Source organism: Nonomuraea gerenzanensis (assembly GCF_020215645.1).
In the GTDB taxonomy this organism is placed as follows: domain Bacteria; phylum Actinomycetota; class Actinomycetes; order Streptosporangiales; family Streptosporangiaceae; genus Nonomuraea; species Nonomuraea gerenzanensis.
The window spans coordinates 6904722-6926347 of the sequence record NZ_CP084058.1 but is presented as its reverse complement, the minus strand read 5'-3'; the positions used below and the strand labels follow the sequence as shown (position 1 = coordinate 6926347).

General features: G+C 71.2%; 16 protein-coding genes and 1 pseudogene. 10 read left to right on the top strand and 7 right to left on the bottom strand.

The genetic code is table 11. The annotated features are described in order from the left end of the window. Positions 1-104 precede the first annotated feature (104 nt). Positions 105-1283 carry a cysteine desulfurase-like protein gene (locus LCN96_RS32355; RefSeq protein WP_225266215.1) on the bottom strand — a complete coding sequence of 393 codons (1179 nt, stop codon included), beginning with the start codon at positions 1281-1283 and terminating at the stop codon, positions 105-107. A 9-nt stretch (positions 1284-1292) separates the two neighbouring features. Between LCN96_RS32355 and LCN96_RS32350 the strand changes: the two genes are divergently transcribed. From LCN96_RS32350 to LCN96_RS32340, 3 genes are read left to right on the top strand one after another with little or no spacing between them, the layout of a single operon-like run. Further along, on the top strand, positions 1293-2342 hold the full coding sequence (locus LCN96_RS32350) for a winged helix DNA-binding domain-containing protein (protein WP_225266214.1): 1050 nt from the start codon (positions 1293-1295) through the stop codon (positions 2340-2342). Between the two features lie 24 nt (positions 2343-2366). Then, the gene (locus LCN96_RS32345) at positions 2367-3797 is read left to right on the top strand and encodes a WS/DGAT/MGAT family O-acyltransferase (protein ID WP_225266213.1); all 1431 of its coding nucleotides are present in this window, start codon (positions 2367-2369) and stop codon (positions 3795-3797) included. A 16-nt stretch (positions 3798-3813) separates the two neighbouring features. Next, entirely contained in the window at positions 3814-4917 is a 1104-nt protein-coding gene (locus LCN96_RS32340; RefSeq protein WP_225266212.1) for a winged helix DNA-binding domain-containing protein, read from the top strand. A gap of 13 nt (positions 4918-4930) precedes the next feature. Here the strand turns inward: LCN96_RS32340 and LCN96_RS32335 are convergent, their stop codons facing one another. After that, complete coding sequence (locus tag LCN96_RS32335) at positions 4931-5692, bottom strand: TetR/AcrR family transcriptional regulator (RefSeq protein WP_225266211.1); 762 nt, start codon at positions 5690-5692, stop codon at positions 4931-4933. A 149-nt stretch (positions 5693-5841) separates the two neighbouring features. Here LCN96_RS32335 and LCN96_RS32330 point away from each other — a divergent pair. Beyond that, a pseudogene (locus tag LCN96_RS32330) lies at positions 5842-6804 on the top strand (RNA polymerase sigma factor); the annotation flags it as partial. Between the two features lie 223 nt (positions 6805-7027). Further along, positions 7028-7795 (top strand): class I SAM-dependent methyltransferase, encoded by a 768-nt coding sequence (locus LCN96_RS32325; protein ID WP_225266209.1) that lies wholly within the window; start codon positions 7028-7030, stop codon positions 7793-7795. Between the two features lie 122 nt (positions 7796-7917). Here LCN96_RS32325 and LCN96_RS32320 read toward each other — a convergent pair whose 3' ends face one another. Beyond that, entirely contained in the window at positions 7918-8661 is a 744-nt protein-coding gene (locus tag LCN96_RS32320; protein WP_225266208.1) for an alpha/beta fold hydrolase, read from the bottom strand. 91 nt (positions 8662-8752) lie between these two features. Between LCN96_RS32320 and LCN96_RS32315 the strand changes: the two genes are divergently transcribed. Both LCN96_RS32315 and LCN96_RS32310 read left to right on the top strand, forming a co-directional pair. Next, positions 8753-9712: an adenosine deaminase family protein gene (locus tag LCN96_RS32315; protein ID WP_225266207.1), complete on the top strand. Its 960-nt coding sequence runs from the start codon at positions 8753-8755 to the stop codon at positions 9710-9712. A gap of 43 nt (positions 9713-9755) precedes the next feature. Next, positions 9756-9938 carry a hypothetical protein gene (locus LCN96_RS32310; RefSeq protein WP_225266206.1) on the top strand — a complete coding sequence of 61 codons (183 nt, stop codon included), beginning with the start codon at positions 9756-9758 and terminating at the stop codon, positions 9936-9938. Positions 9939-10034: 96 nt separating this feature from the next. Here the strand turns inward: LCN96_RS32310 and LCN96_RS32305 are convergent, their stop codons facing one another. After that, the gene (locus LCN96_RS32305; RefSeq protein WP_225266205.1) at positions 10035-12047 is read right to left on the bottom strand and encodes a beta-galactosidase; all 2013 of its coding nucleotides are present in this window, start codon (positions 12045-12047) and stop codon (positions 10035-10037) included. 26 nt (positions 12048-12073) lie between these two features. After that, positions 12074-14377 carry a beta-xylosidase/alpha-l-arabinosidase gene (locus LCN96_RS32300; protein ID WP_225266204.1) on the bottom strand — a complete coding sequence of 768 codons (2304 nt, stop codon included), beginning with the start codon at positions 14375-14377 and terminating at the stop codon, positions 12074-12076. A gap of 209 nt (positions 14378-14586) precedes the next feature. Here LCN96_RS32300 and LCN96_RS32295 point away from each other — a divergent pair, with 209 nt between their 5' ends. The 3 genes from LCN96_RS32295 (at position 14587) to LCN96_RS32285 (ending at position 18979) form a co-directional block, all read left to right on the top strand. After that, the gene (locus LCN96_RS32295) at positions 14587-15600 is read left to right on the top strand and encodes a LacI family DNA-binding transcriptional regulator (RefSeq protein WP_225266203.1); all 1014 of its coding nucleotides are present in this window, start codon (positions 14587-14589) and stop codon (positions 15598-15600) included. A gap of 326 nt (positions 15601-15926) precedes the next feature. Further along, entirely contained in the window at positions 15927-16886 is a 960-nt protein-coding gene (locus LCN96_RS32290) for an SIR2 family NAD-dependent protein deacylase (RefSeq protein ID WP_225266202.1), read from the top strand. Beyond that, positions 16883-18979 carry an ATP-binding protein gene (locus LCN96_RS32285; protein WP_225266201.1) on the top strand — a complete coding sequence of 699 codons (2097 nt, stop codon included), beginning with the start codon at positions 16883-16885 and terminating at the stop codon, positions 18977-18979. Before LCN96_RS32290 ends, LCN96_RS32285 begins: the two co-directional genes overlap by 4 nt. Positions 18980-18985: 6 nt before the next feature. Here the strand turns inward: LCN96_RS32285 and LCN96_RS32280 are convergent, their stop codons facing one another. Together LCN96_RS32280 and LCN96_RS32275 are read right to left on the bottom strand one after the other, a co-directional pair. After that, the gene (locus LCN96_RS32280) at positions 18986-19633 is read right to left on the bottom strand and encodes a response regulator (RefSeq protein WP_225276102.1); all 648 of its coding nucleotides are present in this window, start codon (positions 19631-19633) and stop codon (positions 18986-18988) included. 94 nt (positions 19634-19727) lie between these two features. Then, positions 19728-21590, bottom strand: a complete 1863-nt coding sequence (locus LCN96_RS32275) for a sensor histidine kinase (RefSeq protein WP_225266200.1) — start codon at positions 21588-21590, stop codon at positions 19728-19730. Positions 21591-21626 lie beyond the last annotated feature (36 nt).

The following is a 21626-nucleotide window of genomic DNA, read 5'->3' as shown; positions in this document are numbered from 1 at the left end:
GAGGTGTTGCTTAGCCGCCCACCATAGGTGCTGGTCAAGTGGGAGTCAGTGGTGATTTCCCACAGCCGCGATGGCCTCACCGTGCATCATGCACACCCCGGCGCTCACCCCAGGCCGGCCACCCCCTCCAGGAGGCGGTCGACGTCCGAGCGGTCGTTGTAGTGCACCAGGCCCGCGCGCACCGCGCCGCCCGTGTCACGGATGCCGAGCGCGCCGGTCAGCTCCCAGGCGTAGCTGTGGCCGCTCCACACGTTCACACGCAGCCTGGCCAGGCGCTCGGCCACCTGGCGCGGGGCGTGCCCGGCCACGTTGAAGTAGGCGGTGGCGGTGCGCCTGGCCGGCTTGCCGTACAGGGTGACGTGCGGCATCGTCTCCAGGCCCGCGACGAGCTCGGCGAACAGCGCCAGCTCGTGCTCCTCGGCGGCGGCCATCGAGGTGAGCAGGCGCTCGCGGCGGCTGCCCGTGCCCGGCACCATGGCGGCCAGGTGGTCCACGGCGGCGGTCACCCCGTCGAGGTCGGCGAACGGCAGCGTACCCGTCTCGAAACGGTGCGGCACCGTGTCGGGCGAGGAGGCCAGCTTGTCGGGCCTGACGGTCTCCAGCAGCGCCGGGTCGGCGATCACCGCGCCGATGTGCGGGCCCGACCACTTGTACGCGCTGGTGGCGTAGAAGTCGGCGCCCAGCGCCCGCATGTCCACCGGGCCGTGCGGGGTGGCGTGCACGCCGTCCACGTACATCAGCGCGCCCGCCCGGTGCGCCAGCTCCGCGATGGCGGGCACGTCGGGGCGGGTGCCGAGGATGTTGCTGGCCGCCGTGACCGCGACGACCCTGGTCCGCTCGTTGATCAGCTCCGCGTACTGCTCGACGGGCAGCTCGCCGGTGACCGGGTCCACCTCGGCCCAGCGCACGGTGGCGCCGGTCTGCGTCCAGGGACGCACGTTGGCGTCGTGGTCCAGGCGGGAGAGCACGACCTCGTCGCCCGGGCCCGCCAGCGCCCTGCACAGGCGGTAGGTGAGAGTGGTCATGTTCGGGCCGAGTATCACGCCGTCCGGGTGGCCGCCGACCAGGTCGGCCACGGCGGCGCGGCAGGCGGCCACGATGGCGTCGGAGCGGTGGCTGGCCGGGAAGGCACCGCCGACGTTGCCGATCCCCGTCCGGTAGGCGGTGGCGATGGCGTCGATCACGGGGCGGGGGGTCTGCGTGCCGGCGGCGCCGTCGAGGTAGGCGTAGCCGTCGGCCAGGGCGGGGTACGTGGCACGTACCTCTTTGATGGGGAAAGGCATGCTATGTAGATGCTCAGCCTTCGCGACCTCAACCGTGCCACCCTGGCCCGTCAGCACCTGCTCTCCCGTCACGAGGGGGATGTGGCCGACGTGGTGCACCGCCTGGTGGGCCTGCAGGCGCAGGAGCCGCGCCCGCCGTACCTCGGGATCTGGACGCGGCTGGCGGGGTTCGAGCGTGCCGACCTGCACGCGGCGCTGCACGCCCGCACGCTGGTGCGGGCCACGATGTGGCGGGGCACGCTGCACCTCGTGACGGCCGCCGACTTCGCGGCGTTCCGGCCGGTGGTGGCGCCGGTGCTGGAGGCCGCCGCGCGGCGCTTCGACGGGGTGGACTTCGAGGCGGTCTCGGCCGCGGCGCGGCGGTTGCTGACGGCGGGGCCGATGACGTTCAACGAGCTGCGGCCGCGGCTGCTGGAGGAGTTTCCCGGAGGGTACGACCGGGCGCTGGGGTACGCCGTGCGCATGCTGACCCCGCTGGTCATCGAGCCGACCGAGGACCGGTGGAGCTACCCGCGCGACCCCGCCTTCGGCCTGCCCGCCGTCGCGCCGGCCCCGGCCGGCGTGCCCGTGCTGATCGAGCGGTACCTCGCCGCCTTCGGCCCCGCCACCCCCGCCGACGTGCAGACCTGGTCGGGGCTGCGCGGCCTGCGCGACATCATGACCGGCATGGACCTGGAGCGCGTGAAGGACTTCGCCGGGCGCGAGCTGTTCGACCTGCCCGGCGCGCCCCGGCCCGGCGGCGACGTGCCAGCCCCCGTCCGCTTCCTGCCCGACTTCGACACCCTGATCCTCGGCCACGCCGACCGCACCCGCGTGCTGGCCGACGAGCACAAGGGCTTCGTCGCCACCAAGAACCTGCGCGTGCGGGCCGTCTACCTGGTGGACGGCTTCGCGGCCGGGACGTGGCAGATCAAGCGCTCGGGCAAGAAGGCCAGGCTGCTCGTCACCCCGTTCGCCGGGACGGACCTGGACGTGCTGGAGGAGGAGGGCCTGCGGCTGCTCACCTTCGCCGAGCCCGACGCCACCTCGCTGGCTCTTGAAGCCGTGGACGCAGTCTGATTGGTTCGGGGCGGAGGTGTGACGATGCCACAGCTGACCGCCCTGGACGCGCAGTTCCTCCATTTCGAGACCGCCACGAACATCGCCAACATCGCCGGCCTGGCCATCCTGGACGGCGACCTCAACCGCACCGACCTGCAGACCCTGCTCGATCGCAAGCTGCCCTACGTGCCCGCGTTACGACGCCGGCTGGCCGCCGTGCCGCTGGGGCTGGACCATCCGTACTGGGTGCAGGAGGACGATCTCGACCTCGACTACCACGTCCGCGAGATCGGCCTGCCGCCACCCGGCGACGACCGGCAGCTCGCCGACCAGATCTCGCGCCTGCACGCCCGCCGGCTCGACCGGGGCCGGCCGCTGTGGGAGATCTACCTGATCCACGGGCTGTCCGGCGGCCGCATGGGCCTCTACACCAAGATCCACCACGCGGCCGTGGACGGCATCGGCGGCGCCGACGTACTCGCCGCGCTGCTCGACCTCACGCCCGAGCCCGGGCCGCCGCCCACCGTCCCGCCCGAGCGGGACGAGCCGCCCCCCGGGCCGTGGGCGATGGTGGCGCGCGGCCTGACCAGGCTGGCGGGCAACCCCGCGCAGGCCGTACGGTTCGCCGCGAGCGCCGTCCCGCACCTGGACGAGATCCCCGTCGTGTCGTGGGTCCCCGGCGCCGCGGCGCTCTCCGGGCTCGCCCGCCGCATCGAGGGCAGCGGCCAGGCGCCGGAGCTGCCCGCGCTGCCCGCGCCCAGGACGCCGTTCAGCGGGCCCCTGTCGCAGCACCGGCGCTTCGCGTTCGTGTCGCTGCCGCTGGAGGAGATCAAGCAGGTGCGCAAGGGGTTCGGGGTCACGGTCAACGACGTGGTCATGGCCGTGTGCGCGGGCGGGCTGCGTGCGTGGCTGGCCCGGCACGGCGGGGTGCCTCGGCAGCCGCTGGTGGCGGGGGTGCCGTTCTCGCTGCGGGCCGCGGGCGAGGAGGGGCCGGGCAACCAGGTGGCGATCATGACGGCGCCGCTGGCCGTTCACGTCGCCGACCCGGTCGCGCGGCTGCACCACGTCCGGCACGCCATGCACCGCATCAAGGACAGGTTCTCGCTGGCGCCCGCGCGGTGGCTGCGCGAGTTCAGCGAGTCGATGCCCGCCGCGCTCATGGGGCTGGCCTCGCGCTCGGCGTTCGCGCTGGTCGGCCAGGCCGCGCCGCCGTTCAATCTGATCATCTCGAACGTGCCCGGCCCCCAGTTCCCCCTGTACGTGTGCGGCGCGCGGCTGCTCTGCCACTACCCCGTCTCGGTGATCACGGACGTGAGCGGAGGCGTGAACATCACGGCCTTCTCCTACGACGGCTCCCTCGACATCGGCATCGTCACCGACAGGGAGATGGTGCCGGACGCCTGGGAACTGGCCGGCCACCTGCGCGACGCCCTGGAGGAGCTGCGCAATGCGGAAGGGAACTTGCCGCATTAGCTCCTACGCTGCCCGTATGACGCTGACCCCCGAGCTCGGCCCCCGCGTACTCAACCGCACCACGCTGGAGCGGCAGCTCCTGCTGAACCGTTCGGAGCTGTCCGCCGCCCAGGCCATCGAGCGCCTGGTGGCGGTGCAGGGCCAGGAGATCGACGCGCCGTACCTCGGCCTGTGGACCCGCCTGGCCTCCTTCACCCAGGCCGACCTGGCGGCGCTCCTGAACGACAGGCGGGTGGTGCGCGGCTCGCTGCTGCGCGGCACGCAACACCTGGCGCTGGCCGACGACTACGTGTGGATCCGGCCGCTGGTGCAGGTGATCCTGTCGCGTACCCGGCAGGCGGCGTTCGGGCGGCTGATGCGCGGGGTGGACGTCGAGGAGCTCGCCGCACTGGCCCGCGGCCACCTGGCAGGACGCACGCTCACCCGCCCTCAGCTCCGCGACCTGCTGCGCGAGCGGTGGCCCGAGGTCGACCCCGTCGCGCTGGGCTTCTCGCCGCAGGCGCTGCTGCCGATCGTGCACACGCCGCCGAACGGGCTCTGGGGGACGGGCGGGCCCACGCCGTTCACACTGGCGGAGGAGTGGCTGGGCCGGCCACTGGAGCCGGCGCCGCCGGTGGAGCGGCTCGTGGCGCGCTACCTGGCGGCGTTCGGGCCGGCGAGCGTGATGGACGTGCAGATGTGGTCGGGGCTGACCCGGCTGCGCGGTGTCATGGAGGCGATGCCCGGCCTGCGCCGCTACCGCGACGCCTCCGGCCGCGTCCTGTTCGACCTGGCGGACGCGCCGCTCGCCGCCGCCGACGCGCCCGCGCCCGTCCGCTTCCTGCCCTGGTTCGACAACCTCATCGTCGCCTTCGCCGACCGCGGCCGGATGATGACCGCTGAGCAGCGGAAGCAGGTGTGCGTGGGGGCGGCTGTCCATCCCACGTTCCTGGTCGACGGAACTGTCGGTGGCATGTGGGAGCTTAAGGACGGTGTGCTGACGGTCGAGCCGTTCGAGGCGTTGAGCGATGAGGTGATGGGGGAGCTGGCCGTCGAGGGGGCGCGGTTGATGGCGTTCGCGGGGGTGCAGGGAGGGGAGATCGTATGGTCGCCGCCGAGGAGGTCCTTGACGGTCGCGTGAGGGGCGCGGCCGTTCAGCGGACGGCGTATCCGCCGATGGCGGGCTCCAGGAGGTCGAAGACCCGGCGCGCGATCTCGCCGAGCGCGACGGCGATGCCGTCGACCCGCCGGCCCGCATCCTCCTCGGCTCCTCCACGCGGGCTTGTGACGCCGCCCCCGCCCACCTCGGCTCCTTCACGCGGGCTTGTGACGCCGTCCCCACCCTCGTCCAGGGCCGCACCCCCGGTTGCGGCAGCGTCTTGCCCCGCCAGCATCCGGGCCTGCAACTCCCTGAACAGCAGCCGATCCGCCGCCGCGATCTGCGCCGCCACGGCCCGCGCGGCGACCGGATCGCCCGGCGCCTCCCGCACGAGCTGCCGGGCCAGGGCCTCCTCCCGCTGGTCGTGCAGATCCCGCAGCCGCGCCACCAGCGTCGGGCTCTCGGCGATCATCCGGGCGAACTCCCGGCCGGTGAAGCCGATGACCGGATCCCGCTGCTCCAGCGCCGCCAGATACGCCCGCCGCACCGCCCCCAGCGCCGACTCCCCGGCCGGCCGGTGCGCGACCGTCTCCGCCAGCCCCGCCGCGAACTCCTCGTGGTGGTCGAGGGCCAGGTCCTCCTTGCGGGGGAAATAGTTGGTCACGGTCATCTTCGCGACCCTGGCCGCGGCGGCGATGTCGGCGATCGTCGTCCGGTCGAAGCCACGTTCCAGGAACAGTTGGGTAGCGTGGTCAGAGATGGCCTGCCGGGTCTCTCGCTTCTTCTGTTCCCTCAACCCCAAGGTGTCGGTGCTCATGGCCGCAGTCTCCCACAAAAATTTAGGTTCGACCTTATTTTAGGTTGACCTCCATCGAGGACTACCTAAAGATAGGTGCGACCTAAGTTTAGGCCGCCGTCCAATCATCCAAAGCGAGCGAGGAGAGAGTTTTGTCCCAAGCAGCAGAGGTTCTCGAACTGGACGACACCAGTGCCGACGGTGGCGCCGACGGTGGCGCGGTCGTCGGCGCAGACTCGGTCAAGGCCTACCTGAAGGAGATCGGCCGCGTCCCCCTGCTCACCGCCGAGCAGGAGATCGACCTGGCCAAGCGCATCGAGGCAGGGCTGTTCGCCAGGGAGCGGCTCGACACCGAGCCCGAGCTGACCGACGAGCTGCGCGCCGACCTCGAGTGGATCGCCGACGACGGCACCCGCGCCAAGCGGCGCATGCTGGAGGCCAACCTCCGGTTGGTGGTCTCCATCGCCAAGCGCTACACCGGACGCGGCATGCTCTTCCTGGACCTGATCCAGGAGGGCAACCTGGGCCTCATCCGGACGATCGAGAAGTTCGACTACCAGCTCGGCTACAAGTTCTCCACCTACGCCACCTGGTGGATCAAGCAGGCCATCACCCGCGCCATGGCCGACCAGGCCCGCACGATCCGCATCCCCGTCCACATGGTGGAGCTGATCAACAAGGTCGCCCGGGTGCAGCGGCGGCTGCAGAGCGAGCTCGGGCGCGAGCCCACCCCCGAGGAGATCGCCCAGGAGAGCGAGCTGGAGGTCGACCGGGTCATCGAGGTGCAGAGGTACGGCCGCGAGCCGATCTCCCTGCACACGCCGCTGGGGGAGGAGGGCGACAGCGAGTTCGGCGACCTCATCGAGGACACCGAGGCCGTCTCACCGGCCGACGCTGTGTCCTTCACCCTGCTCCAGCAGCAGCTCCGGGCACTGCTCGACCAGCTCTCCGAGCGGGAGGCGGGGGTGATCAGCATGCGGTACGGCCTCACGGACGGCAAGCCCATGACCCTGGACGAGATCGGCCGGGTCTACGGTGTCACCCGGGAGCGCATCCGCCAGATCGAGGCCAAGACCATGTCCAAGCTCCGTCACCCGTCCAGGTCGCTGGCGTTGCGCGACTACCTGAGCTAGGCCCGGGGCCTGAGGCGACGCGCCTTCGTACGGACGGGCCGGGGTCTGAGGTGGCGCCTTCGCGCGGACGGGGCGGGCGTTTGAGGTGGCGCGCCTCCGGGCGAGGTGGGGCTTCGCTGTGAGGGAGGTGGCGTGCCTGTGAGAGAAAGGCTGCGCAAACGGGAAATCAAGAGTGTCGCGACAGCCCTATGGCCGCCCACCCCCCTGACCTAGATTCCAAGGCGTGAACCGCTCCCGTTCGAGCGTCGTCCACCAAGCGACGTACGCCATCAAGAACCCACACAAGATCATCCCCCACCTGCGGCGCCTGGCCCGCGACACGTGGTTCAGGCTGCGCACGCGCGACCACATCGGCTACTACCGCGCCGTCATGAGGTCCGACACGGCCCGCGACCCCGAGGGCGCCGTCGGCTCGCACAACCACCGGCGGTGGCTGGCGCTGGGCCGCATGCAGTTCGACTACTTGGTGGAGCACGGGCTGAAGCCCGAATGCCGGATGCTGGAGATCGGCTGCGGCAACCTGCGGGCGGGCCACTTGTTCATCGGTTACCTGCACACCGGGAACTACTACGGCGTCGACATCTCACCCGACATCCTCATGGCCGCGCAGGACACCCTCGTCGAGCACGGCCTGGGGGACAAGCTGCCGTACCTGACGCCCGTACGCGACCTGCGCCTGGCGTTCCTGCCCGACGAGCACTTCGACGTCGTGCACGCGCACAGCGTCTTCTCGCACTCCCCGCTGGAGGTGATCGAGGAGTGCTTCGCACACGTGGGCAGGGTGATGAAACCCGGTGCCTGGTTCGACTTCACCTTCGACCGAACCGAGGGCAAGGAGCACCAGGTGCTGCGGGAGGACTTCTACTATCGCACCGAGACCCTCGCCGCGCTGGCCGGGAAGTACGGCTTCGACGCGACGTTCATGGAGGACTGGGAGCGGCTGCCGCACAAGCAGTCGAAGATGCGCCTCACCAAGCGGCAACCTGCGTAGACCGGCCGTCCCGACGCGCCCGCGGCCGGGTGTCGCGGCGATTGTGCCGCCTGCTGCTGGAAGTGGCCGGGCGTCGCGTCGATTGTGCCGCCCGCGGCCCGGAGGATCGGACTTCGGCCGGGCTACTTGGCCACCTCGCTCCAGAACTTCTCCAGCCGCGCCGCCCCCGCCGCCGGATCCTGGAGCATCCACCAGTGGCCGAGCCCCGTCAGCTCGGCCACGGCCGCGCCCGCCCTGGCCGCGCTCGCCCGCGCCACGCCCGCCGCCAGGTACGGATCCTCGGACGGCACCAGCGCCAGCCCCGGCACGGGAATGTCGGTGAACGCCGGCGACCACTCCTCCGCCACGTGCACCGCGGACCGGTAAAGGTCCAGGATGCACCCGCCCATCACCGCGTCCACCTCGCGCACCATCGCCACCGCATGCTCCTGCGGCACCCCGATCCCCGCGAACGCCTCGGCCCGCGCCTCGACCGGCAGCGCCACGATCTGCTCGAAGAACTGCTCCCCGGCCCCCGCCGCCTGCCACAGCCGCGCGACGTCGTGCCAGCGGAAGCCCGGGTGGGCCAGGCCGGGGGCGTCGGTGACCCAGGAGCGTACGAGCTCGGGCTGCAGGCTGACCAGCCGCACCACCAGGCCGCCGCCCCAGTCGTGGCCGACGAGGTCGACCTCGTCCACGCCCATCGACTCCAGCTCGGCGGCCAGCCAGGCCACGTACTCCTCCTTGGTCGCGCCGAAGCCACCGGGCCGAGGGCAGCCGAAGCCGGGCAGCCGCACCGCGCGTACGTCCTGACGGCGCAGGGCCGCGCGCAACGGATCCCAGACGGACGGCGTCTCCGGGACGCCGTGTACCAGAACGACGGTCATGACCCGCTCCTCCCACGAAGGGCCCCGTCTGCGACGGTACGCCCGGAAAAGGAGCTGCGGGCGCCCGGGGTGGCTCATAGGGTGGTCCCACGTGAGAGATCTACGGTCGCTGCCCAAGGCCCACCTGCACGTTCACCTGGAGAGCACCGTACGGCCGCGTACCGTGCGCGAGTGGGGCGGCCCGCCGGAGCCGGAGGGCGGGTTCAGCACGTTCAGGGAGTTCGCCGACCAGCGAGCCAAGGTGCGCGAGCTGCTGACCACGGCCGACCGTTTCCGCCGGGTCGCGGTGGAGTTCTGCGCCGACGAGGCCGCCCAGGGCACCCGGTACGTCGAGGTCACGTTCACCGCCGCCGCGCACGGAGAGCGCGTGGGGGATCCGGAGATGCCGCTGCTGGCGGTGCTCGACGGGCTCGCCGAGGGGCAGGCCAGGTACGGGATCGAGTGCCGGGTGCTGCTCGACCACTCCAGGCGGCGGCCGGTGGAGCGGATGTGGCAGACGTACAAGCTGGCCCTGCGCCACGAGCAGGTCATCGGCCTCGGCGTGGCGGGGGACGAGAGCCACCCGCTGGCTCCGTTCGCCGAGGTGTGCGACGCGGCCAGGGACGCGGGGCTGCACCTCGTGCATCACGCGGGGGAGGCGGCGGGGGCCGACAGTATCCGGGAGGCCATCGACGTGGGGCACACCGAGCGGCTCGGGCACGGGATCCGGGTGCTCGATGACGATGCGCTGGTGGATGAGGTGCGGGAGCGGGGGCTGGCGCTGGAGGTGTGTCCGTTCTCGAATGTGCTGCTCGGTCTTGTGCCGTCGTTGGAGGAGCATCCGTTGCCTCGGTTGCGGGAGGCTGGGTTGGCTGTGACCGTCAATACCGATGGGGAGACGGGGCTGGGGGATGAGTATCTGCGGTTGCGGGAGGTCTTCGGGTATGGGGATGGGGAGCTGGCCGGGTTCGCGAAGGCGGCGATCGATGCGTCGTTCGCGCCGGAGGGGATGAAGGCGGCACTGCGGGCGGAGGTGGACGAATGGCTCGCGACCCCGCCCGCCTCGTCGTGAGCGCACCCGCCTCCCGCGCTTCGAGCGTCCTGCCCGACTTGCCATGAGCACCCCGCCTGCCTCGTCCGGCGAGCGCGAGGCGCCGCCCGCCGACGTCCTGGCCGCCTACGCCGGATGGACGCCCGACCAGGTCGCGGCCTACGGCCCCGCCATCGAGGTCGCTGTCGCGTACGCGGCGAAGGACCCAGCCTATGAACGGCCGGGCCACCGCCCTGCGTCAAGGTAGGCGCCGCGTGTGAGCAGCCGCGCGGGCGCGGGCACGGGCACGAAGCCAGCCCGTACCCGCGCCGACAGCCTGCGCTCAAGCGCCGACGACCTACGCTCAGGAGCGGGCGACCTGCACAACCGCCGCCCCCAGCGGCCCCAGCGTCACCTCATCCACCACTTCCTGCCCAGTGAGCAGATCCGTCCCCTTCCCTCCCACGGCGACGGACACCCCCACCTCACCACTGTGATTCAGCAGGAACACGTACTCATGCTCAGCATCCCCCCGCACCATGCACTCCACATGCGCGGGCACCCCCTCGAAGCGCGACCGCACCCCCGCCTCCTCCACGACCTGAGCCAGCGTCGCGTCGAACGCCTCCCGCTCCAGCAGCGTCGCGAAGTAGACCACCCGCCCGGCACCGTACCGGTTCTCCACCACGGCGGCCCGCCCCTCCAGCAGCCCATCCGCGTAGGTGGCCAGCGCCTTGCCCGACTCCAGATGCAGGTCGTCGCGCCACCAGGTGGCCGTCGTGCGCCGCCCGTCGGCGAACGTCACGGCGAACTCCTCGTGCGGCCGCGCCGGCCAGTACTCGTCGATCTTCGCGCCGATCAGCTCACGGAACGCCCCCGGGTAGCCGTTCGGCCGCACCCGGTTGTCGGCGTCCACCACCCCGGAGAAGAACGACATGATCACGGTCCCGCCGTTCCCGACGAACTCGTGGATGCGCGCGACCGCCTCGTCGTCGATCAGGTACGCGTTCGGCACGATCAGCACCTTGTACCCGTCCAGCGCCGAGGCGTGGCTCACCACGTCCACGGCGTGGTGGCGCTCCCACAGCGGCGTGTAGTGCCGCATGACGGTGTCGGTGTAGCTGAAGTCGGAGCGCGGCAGGCCGAAGACCTCCTCCAGCCCCCACCAGCCGTCCCAGTCGAACACGACGGCGATCTCCGCGCGCGAGGTCGTGCCCGCCACCGGCGCGAGCAGCTTGACCTCCCGGCCCAGGTCGGTGATCTCCCTGAACGTGCGCGAGCCGGGCCCGGAGTGCGGCAGCATCGCCGAGTGGAAGCGCTCCTGGCCGCCGCGGCTGGCCCGCCACTGGAAGAACATCACCGAGTCGGCCGCCCGCGACACCGCCTGCAGCGAGCCGAGCCGCATCCGGCCCGGCTCCTTGACGATGTTGAGCTGCCACTGGCTGACGGCGCTGCTCGACTGCTCCATGAGCATCCACGGCCGGCCGCCCTTGAGCGAGCGGAACAGGTCGTAGTTGAAGGCCGCCGACACGTGGGAGTCGGCGTCGGCCGGGTTCGGGTAGATGTCGAGCGCGGCGGCGTCCTCCTCCGGCGCCCACTTCCAGTAGTCGGCGTGGCGGAAGAAGCGCATGAAGTTGGTCATGACCGGGATGTCGTCGCGGAAGGAGCGCACGATGTCGCGCTCGGCGAGGAAGCACTCCAGCAGCGCGTCGGAGGTGAAGCGCTTGAAGTCGAGCCGCCGGGTGGGGTTCATCCAGGTCCGCGGGATGTGCGGGACGTCGACCTGCTCCCAGTCGGTGTAGACCTGGCCCCAGAACCGGGTCGTCCACGCCTCGTTCAGCCGGTCGAGGGTGCCGTACCTGCGCTTGAGCCAGGTGCGGAAGTTCGCCGCGGCGGCCGGGCCGTACGACGTGGGCCCGTACTCGTTGCTGATGTGCCACATCGCCAGCGCCGGGTGGAAGGAGTAGCGCTCGGCCAGCTTGGTGGTGATCCGGGCCGCGTACTCGCGGTAGATCGGCGACGACGGGTCGTACTGCATCCGGTTGCCGAAGCCGAACGGGTGCCCGTCCTCCCTGATGGGGAACACCTCGGGGTGCAGATGCGTCAGCCAGACGGGCGGCGCCGCCGTGGGGGTGGCCAGGTTGACGCTGATGCCGTTCTCGTGGAGGAGATCCATGATCTCGTCCATCCAGCCGAACGTGTACGTGCCCGGCTCAGGCTCCAGCGAGGCCCACGCGAACACGCCCAGGCTGACGGTGTTCACGCCGGCCTCGCGCATCAGCCGGACGTCCTCCCGCCACACCTCCGGGTCCCACTGCTCGGGGTTGTAGTCACCGCCGAACGCCAGACCGCCCACCCGGCGCCGGAAATTCTCCATGCGTGACATGCCACTGCTTTCGTTGGTCATGAGTTCTCAACCGAGACGTCCGTCAGGCGGCGCTCGTCGCCGGTGAACGCGTACACCGAGCCGGTCAGCGTGACCGTCCGCTCGGCCACCACGTCCGTGGCCGAGCGGCGTACCGACAGGCCCACCTCGCCGGGCTCGACCACGCGCCGCCCGTCCCTGCCGGTGAACGACAGCAGCCGGGCCGGCACGTCGAACGTGACCTTCGCGCTCCGGCCGGGCGCCAGCTCGACGCGGGCGTAGCCGACGAGCTGGGCCAGCGGCCGGGTGACGGACGCGATCCGGTCGGTGGCGTACACCTGCACGACCTCCGCGCCCGCGCGGTCACCGGCGTTGCGCACCACCACCGAGCACCGGATCGGCGCCCCCGCCGCGACCTCGGCCTCGGCGGTGAGGTCGGCGTACTCGAAACGGGTGTAACTGAGGCCGTGGCCGAAGGCCAGGACGGGTGCGGGGTCGAGGTTGCTGACCGAGCCGGCCGCGCCGAGCTTCGGGTGCAGGTAGCTGTAGGGCTGGCCGGCGGTGGCGCGCGGCATGCTCATCGGCAGCCGGCCCGACGGGTTCACCGCGCCGCTGAGCACGCGGGCGATGGCGCCCGCGCCCTCCTCGCCGGGGAAGTAGGCCTGCACGACCGCGGCGGCGTTCTCGATGATCGACGGTACGGCGTACGCGCGGCCCGTCATCAGCACCACCACGGTCGGCGTGCCGGTGGCCAGCACCGCCTCGGCCAGCTCCTGCTGCGCGCCGGGCAGGTCGAGGCTCTCGGCGTCGCAGCCCTCGCCCGAGGTGCCCCGGCCGAACAACCCGGACCGGTCGCCCAGCACCAGGACCGCCACGTCGGACTCGGCGGCCAGGCGCGCGGCGGCGGGGATGCCCGCGCGGTCGCCGTCGTCCACGCCGGTGCCCTTCGCCGCGCTGATGCGCGCCCCCGGCAGCTCCGCGCGCAGCGCCTCCAGCACGGTCGGCGCGGCGATCCCGGTCTCGACGCCGGGGAAGTGCGGCAGCACGTGCTGCACGAAGGAGTAGCAGCCGAACAGCGCGGCCACGTCGTCGGCGTTCGGCCCGACGACCGCGATCCGCCGGTCGCCGGCGAGGGGCAGCACGCCGTCGTTGGTCAGCAGGACGACCGACTCCTCGGCCAGCCGCCGGGCCAGGTCGCGGGACTCGGGGTCGTCGAGATCCACCGGGCCGGACGGCTCGGGGTCGTAGTCGTCGTCGAGCAGCCCGAGCTGGGCCTTCTGCCGCAGCACGCGGCGCAGCGCCCGGTCGATCAGCGACTCCTCGATCCGGCCCTCGACCACCGCCTCCCGCAGCGGCTCCAGGTAGGTCACGCCGGTCGGCAGCTCCACGTCGATGCCCGCGGTCAGCGCCTGCACGGCGGCATCGCCGGCGTCCGCGGCCACCGCGTGCAGGGTGTGCAGGAACGCCACCGCGAAGTAGTCGGCGACGACCGTGCCCTCGAAACCCCACTGGCCGCGCAGGATCTCGGTGAGATAGTGCGGGTCGGCGGCGATCGGGACGCCGTCGATCTCGGCGTAGGAGTTCATGACGGAGCCCGCGCCCGCGTCACGTACGGCGACCTCGAACGGGAACAGCAGCGTGTCGGCCACCTCGCGCGCGCCCGCATGCACCGGGGCGAGGTTGCGGCCGGCGCGGGAGTTGGAGTAGCCGACGAAGTGCTTGAGGGTGGCGATCACGCCCGTGGACTGCACGCCGCGCACATAGGCGGCGCCGATCGTGGCGACCTCGTACGGGTCCTCGGAGATGCACTCCTCCACCCGGCCCCACCGCTGGTCGCGGATCACGTCGAGCACGGGCGCCAGCCCCTGGTGCACGCCGAGCGCGCGCATGCTCCGCCCGATCCTGCGGCCCATCTCCTCCACCAGGACGGGGTCGAACGACGCGCCCCACGCCGGCGGCACCGGGTACGTCGTGGCCCGCCACGCCGCCAGCCCCGTCAGGCACTCCTCGTGCGCGAGCGCGGGGATGCCCAGCCGCGTGTTCTCCCGCAGCCAGCGCTGCCGCGCGGCCAGCGCCGAGCGGGCCCACTCCGGCTCGACCGGCCGGGTGCCGAAATGGCGGGTGATCTGACCGACGCCGTCCTTGGCGAACGCCTCGAACTGCACGTCCTCGCCCTGCATCGAGTCCTGCAGCGGCGCGACCACGCCCTCCTCGCGATTGACGTTCAACCACACGCCCACGAGCTGCGCGAGCTTCTCGCCGAGCGACATCTCCGCCAGCAGCTCCTCGACCCGCCTGGACCGGCGGTCGGCGAGTTCCGGTTGCTCCACACGTGCAGGCATACACCCTCGTTCATGTATTTCTCGACCGGAAAGTTTCTGAATTGCTTTCCGAAAAATTACCGTGACATTGCCGATCAGTTACGCTAGAGTCCTGCTCGCAGCCCTGTCAACAGCGCGGATCAAATGACGGTAGCTTTCCCAAAATGCCTGGTGAGAGCGTCGTCAAGTTTCAGGTGGTTTTCCGAAAGTTTTGACCTACGGGAGGTCCTGTGCCTCGAGCCACGCTGGCCGACGTCGCGGCGGCCGCCGGAGTCTCGGTGCCGACGGTGTCCAAGGTCCTGAGCGGGAAGAAACACGTCTCCGCCGCCACCAGGGACAAAGTCCTCGAAGCGGTCAGGACCGCCGGCTACGAGGCTCCGCGCCCGGCCACCGCCCCCCGCGTCGGCGTCGTCGACCTGCTCATCGACGGGCTCGGCTCCCCGTGGGCGCAGGTGCTCATCAGCGGCGCGGAGAAGGCCGCGGCCCGCTGGGGCTTCTCGCTCGTCGTGACCTCCTCCGCGCGCTCCGACTTCGACCTGCGGCGCTGGATCGGGATGGTGCGCAAGCGCAACACCGACGGCATCGTCCTCGTGCTCTCCCGGGCCGACCAGCGCGAGATCGCCGCCATCGAGGAGCTGCTGCACGTCCCGCTCGTCCTGCTCGACCCGGTCGGCCAGCGCGACCCGCGCCTGTCCACCGTCGGCGCCACCAACTGGCTGGGCGGCGTCATGGCCACCACCCACCTGCTGGAGCTCGGCCACACCAGGATCGCCTTCATCGGCGGCCCCCTCGACACCCAGTGCACGCTCGACCGGTACGAGGGCTACCTGGCGGCGCACCGCACGTTCGGCATCGACTCCGACCCCGCGCTCACCCGCTACGGCGACTTCCTGGTCGGCAGCGGCAGGGCCTACGGCGGCGAGATGCTCGACCGCGACGACCCGCCCACCGCCGTCTTCGCCGGCAACGACCTCCAGGCCGCCGGCGTCTACCAGGCCGCCACCGAGCGGGGCCTGCGCGTGCCCGACGACCTGTCCGTCGTCGGCTTCGACGACTCGCTGCTGTGCGAGACGCTCTCGCCGCCGCTCACCACCGTCCGCCAGCCGCTCGACGACATGGCCAACGAGGCCGTACGGCTCGTGTACGAGGAGCTCACCCATCCGAAGGGCGCCTCCGGCACGCGCATCGAGCTGGCCACCACCCTCATCGTCCGCCGCAGCACCGCGCCGCACGTCCGGCGTTGACGCGGCCAGGCCCGCCGCGCCCGCTCGGATCCCGCAGGGACGCGCTCACCCACGGCCACGGCCACCGCTGCTCCGCGCCGAGATTCTCGACGTCGTCGCCGAGCACCCGGTGCGCCCTGGCCGGTGGCGAGGCGAGGTCCGGGGCCCGCCCCGCACGTACTCCAGCAGCCATGCACTCCCTGTGCCCGGGGCGGGTGCGGCCACTGCGTGAACATGTCGGTTTGCTATCGGTGGCACCACCGGCGTTACGGACCCGTGTCCCGCCGATTACGCTGTGGAGCTGTCGCCTCACCAGTTTGTGCGGACAGGAGCAGGAGCTCTGAGCCATGCTGGACAGCCCCGGTCTCGACCGCTTCCCCTTCGCGCAGGTGGCGGCGTGGCTGGCGCGCGGGGAGATCGTCCCCTTCGTGGGCGCGGGCGCCTCACGCGTCGGAGCCGACGGCACCAAGCTGCTGCCCGACGGCAGAGGGCTGGCCCAGGACCTGATCAAGGCCATGGAAGGCGCGTGCCCGCACGGCGTGGGCGACGACCTCGCCAAGGTGGCCCAGCTCTACGAGAAGACCGCCTTCGACCGCTCCGCCCTCTACGACCACCTGCACGCCACGTTCGAACGTGAGCAACTGCGCAAGGAGCCGGGCGACGTCGCCAGGCTGCTGGGCCGCATCCCGCGGCAGGACGCCCCGCTCTTCATCGTCACCACCAACTACGACTCCTTCATCGAGCGCGCCTTCGCGGCGGAGGGCAAGCCGCTCTGCGTCATCACGCAGAACATGCGCGACCCCGACGGCGGTGGCTCACAGGTGAGCCTGATCCTGCCGGGCGGCGCGCACGAGCTGGTGCCGAGCGCCGAGTTCCAGTGGAACGAGTCGCGCTTCCCCCGCGACTGCGCGTTCCTGTTCAAGATGCACGGGTCGGTGCACAAGCGGGACCCCGGCGGCCCCGACGACGTCATCATCACCGAGGACGACTACATCGATTTCCTGGTGAACGCCGGGAAGGGCATGTCGGCCTACTTCCCGCCGCCCTCGCTCACGCTCGCCTACAAGCAGCGCCGGTTCCTGTTCCTCGGTTACTCGCTCTACGACTGGAACTTCCGGGCCTTCCTCCGGATGCTGGTCCTGCGCAACGCGCTCGGCAGGCGCGACACCAAGCGGCACTGGGCCATCCAGCTCGATCCGCATCCCGTCGAGGTCAAGCTGTGGGAGCACCGCAACGTCAACGTCTACGACGGGGACCTGAAGGACTTCTGCGCCAGGATCCGTTCCGCGGGAGCGTACGAGCGATGAGGAACCCATGGGTGGGGCTGCGGCCGTTCAGGATGTCGGAGAGCGACCTGTTCTTCGGCAGGGAGAAGGAGACCCGGATCCTCGCGAATCTGGTGGCCACCCTGCCGACGCTCATCGTCTACGCACCCAGCGGCACCGGCAAGTCGTCGCTGATCAACGCCGGGCTGTTACCCCTGCTGGCGGAGCAGGGCTCCTACGTCGCCGTGCCGGTCGGCGTGCGCGAGGACGTCCTCGAACGCGTGCGGTCGGCCGTGCGTGACCAGGGCTGGCCGCCCGACCCCGACGGGCCGCTCGACGACCTGCTGGAGCGGTACTGGGCGGCCACCGACCAGCGGGTCCTGGTCGTGATCGACCAGTTCGAGGAGCGCCTGAGCAGCGGCCAGGCACTTGAAGGTCTCTTCTCGGCCATCGCCAGGATGGTGCACGGCAGGTCCGACGCCGGCTGCGTGCTGCTCAGCATCAGGGAGGACTATCTCGGCAGCCTCGAACCGCTGATGCGGCGCGTGCCCGGGCTGCTGGACGCCAGTTACCGGGTGCCGCCGCTGTCCAGATCGGCGTTGCAGTCGGCCATCGAGGGGCCGCTGGAGCGCAGCGGCACCGAGGTGTCGCTGGAGCAGGACCTCGCGGACCTGGTCCTCGACGATCTCCTGGAACGCTCCGCGGCGCAGCAGGAGCCGGCCGAGCAGCGGTTCGAGCCGGGGTACTTCCAGATCGTGTGGTCCACCATGTGGGAGGACAACCGGGCCGAGGGGGCGGCGCGGCTGACGTTGTCGAGGTACAGGTGGCTGGGTGGATCGCGGCGCATTCTGGAGGACTTCACTGCGAAGATCTTGAACGCTCTGGAGCCGGCTCAGGCGGAGTTGTTCTGGGCGATGTCGCGGTATCTGGTGCTGCCGACGGGGGCCAAGGTCGCTCTGACGGTGGAGGACCTGGTGGAGTTCCTGCAGCCCACCGATTTCCTGCAGGTGCCTGTCTCGCGCCATCCGTACCCCGACTATCTCCGCAGGTCCGACGAGTGGTCACCGTGGCTCGCCGCGCTCGCGGCCGAGCAGAAGAAAGCGCTCATGCGGAAGGTGTTCCGGAGCCTCACCTCCAGCTCCGCTCCCATCTTTCAGCGGATCCTCCGCTCCGACCGGGAAGAGTTCGAGCTGCTGCACGACCTGCTTGGAGGCATTCTGCTCGACTGGCGTCCGCAATACGAGCAGCAAGCGTCGCAATCGCTGGTCGCACGCGAAGAGGACACGTGGACGGCCGCCAGACGACTGGTCGCCGCCGAGGCGGGATACGTGTACCGGGATTTTCCCAGCTCCGTGGGGTGGTGGTCGTCGCGTTACAAGGCCCTGGTGAGGCTCGTAGACAGGACGGCACGAGAGGTATCGGCGGACCTCAAGATCGATCCCGACCGGGACCCGGCGGAAGTGGCCGATCGCCTGCTCGTGCGGAAGACCGCAATGATGATCGCGGGTGCGGCGCTCAACCAGACTGTCAGGCGTCCTGCGGACAGTGCGGTGTTCAAGGTCTGGCGCGGAACGGAGGAGGAGCTGGAGGAGTGGGCGCAGGCCATGGCGACGACGCACTCCTCCGAGAGGGTCCGCCGAGCCTTTCAAGAGCGGATGGCGCTCCTCCGCCAGCGGGCGAGCCTCCCGCTCGGCGACGGGTCGGCCACCTTCCTCAGAGACACGGCAAGCATCCTGATCGCTGCGCCCCTGGCGGCTCTGGTGGCATACACGATCGCCTACTTCCTCGCCCTGACCCCCATGACGGCGCTGGGCATCGCCTACGCGCCGTTGACGTTGTGCTACGGGGGCGTAGCCGTCTCCCTGATCTACTTCGTGCTCATGAGTGACGGAGTGACACCCATGAGGGGAATCCGGCAGGCCCTGCTGCCCATCGCCGAGACCGGCACGTGGGCGCGCATCGGGGGCGCCGCTCTCACCTGGCCCTTGCCGGCCCTGTGGACCGTGGGCCCGAGTCTGCTCGGCGCCTGGGTCTTCACGCTGTTCGGCTGGGCCGCCACAGCGGGCTTCAACTCCGTCTTCCCGCTGGTCACGATCGCTGTGGTGGTGGCTCTCATCGCCGCCTCCGAACTGTGAGCCCGCTCAGAGCAGGCCCGCGTCCCGGACCTTCATGGCCACGTGCACCCGGTTGTCGGTCCCCAGCTTGGCGAAGATGCGCGTGATGTTCGCCTTCACCGTGGCCACGCTCACCGACAGATCCTTCGCGATCTCGGCGTTGGAGCTGCCCTTGGCCACCTCCACCGCGACCTCCCGCTCCCGCTCGGTCAGCGCCGCCAGCTCACGTGCCGCCTCGGGACGGCGCGGCTCGTAGCGGCCCGTGGCGGCGGCGATCACCTGCTGGGCGACGGTCGGGGACAGCACCGGCTCGCCCCGCGCCACCGCCCGCACCGCCTCGATCATCTTCGGCGGCGGCGTGTCCTTGAGCAGGAAGCCGTGCGCGCCCAGCTGCAGTGCGCGCAGCACCATGTCGTCGGCGTCGAACGTGGTCAGCACCAGGATCCTGGGCGTGCCCGGCCGGCGCAGCAGCAGCTCGGTGGTGGTCAGGCCGTCCTGCTCCGGCATCCGGATGTCCATCAGCACCACGTCGGGCCGCAGCTCGCGGATCACCGCCATGGCCTGCTTGCCGTCGCCCGCCTCGCCGGCCAGCTCCAGGTCCGGCTCGCCACCCAGGATGAGGCGCAGCCCGGTGCGCACCATCGGGTCGTCGTCCACGATCACCACTCTGATCACGCCGTCACTGGTCACGGGGTCGTTGGTCACGGGGTCGTTGGTCACGGGGTCGTTGGTCACGGGGTCGTTGGTCACGCCGTCTCCGATCACGCCGTCAAGCCTCCCACGGCAGGGACGCCTCCAGGACGAACCGCCCGTCCCGTACGCCATGGGCGATCGTGCCGCCGGCCATCCGCGTACGCTCCGCCAGACCGATCAGCCCCAGCCGCCCACCCGGCCCGGCCGGCGCGCCCACGGGCACCGCGTTACTCACCCGAATCCGCAGCCCCGCCCCTGGCCGTCCGCTGATCTCGGCCCGCACTGGGGTGCCGGGGGCGTGCTTGCGGGCGTTGGTGAGGGCCTCCTGCACGATCCGGTACGCGTGGCGGCCCGTTTGGGCGGGGAGGAGCTCCCGGGTGGTGATGGTGTCGTGCACCTCGACGTGCTGGCCGGCCGTTCTTACCTCGGTGAACAGGGCGTTCAGGTCGTTCAGGCTCGGCTGCGGCGCCTCAACTCCGCCGACCAGCCCCGCAGCCTGGGTGCGGTGGCGGGGCGTGTCGTCGACGTCATCTCCCCGGCGGAGCAGGTCGGCTTCGGTGTCGTCGTGATGCAGCGTGCCTTCTTCGCCGTTCCCGCGCCGGAGCGTGCGGTCCCCTTCGTCTCCATGCTGCAGCGTGCGGCTGCCTCCACCGCCTCTGCGCCGAAGCACGCGGCCTCCACCGCCTCCGCGCCGGTGCGTGCGGTCTCCTCCGTTTCCACGCTGGAGCGCGCGGTCTCCTCCGTTTCCGCGCCGGAGTATGCGGTCTCCGCCAGCCCCATGCCGGAGCGTGTCTTCTCCGCCGCCTCCGCGCCCGAGCATGCTGCCCCGGGCGTCGTCATGCCCGAGCACGCCGTCCCCACCGCTTCCGCCGTTCTCACCATCTCCGCTCTGGAGTGTGCCGTCGCCGCGGCTGCCACGCTGGAGGACGCCGTGCCCGTCGGCGTCGTCAGGCTGGCGCGCGCCGTCCCTGCTCTTGTCACGCCGCAGCGTGCCGTCCTTGACGCTGTCACGCCGCAGCGTGCCGTCCTTGACGCTGTCACGCCGCAGCGTGCCATCCTTGACGCTGTCACGCCGTAGCGAGCCGTCCTTGATGCTGTCATGCCGCAGGGTGCCGTTTCCGACGCTGTCGCGCCGCAAGGTGCCCAGCACGCCGCGCAGCTCGTTCAGTGACTGGTGCGCGTTCTCCTGGATCGCCAGCGCGGCCTCGCGGGCCTCCTCGCCTGTGAGGTCCTTGCGATAGGCCAGCCCACCGGCGAGCATCGACAGCAGCGAGATGCGATGGGCCAGCACGTCGTGCATCTCGTGGGCGATCCTGAGCCGCTCCTCCAGCTTGGCCTGCTCGACCCGCTGCGCCTGTGCCCATTCTGCCGCCGCCCGCTGCGCCTCGGTGAGCTCCCGGCGCCCGCGCAGGTAAAGGCCGAAGACGGTCAGCCCTGTGAGTGTGACGCCCCCGACCAGGGCGTACAGGGCCGTCAGCAGCCAAGGCCCCTGCACCCACAGGCTGGAGCCCACGAAGCTGAGCCAGAACACCACCGCCACCGGAACCACCTGCCGCCAGCGGCGGTGCGCGGCCAGCGAGGCGAACGCGACGATGGCCGGCCCGTTGAGACACCAGAAGACGGCGCTGGGCACCGCCGTGAGCAGCGCCACCTGCCACGGCCACCGCCTCCGCCAGCGCAGCAGGACCAGCCCCGCCACGCCGCTCGCCACGTCGAGGAGCTTGATGGGGAGGCTGCTCACGGCCTCGCCGGTGCGGGAGGAGAGGGTGACGAGCAGGAGGAGGGTGATCAGGAGCGGGATGGAGGCGAACAGATAGAGCAGGACGGAGCCGAGCGTGTCGGGGGATTCGGAGGAGGGGCGCGGGGGTGGTGCCTGGTTCGTCGGCGGCGGGTGGCCGGCGGGAGAAGGGTGAAGCGGCTGGTCGCGGAGGTCGTGCACGGGTTCCAGCGTAGAGGTGGCTTGGCCTGGTGTTTA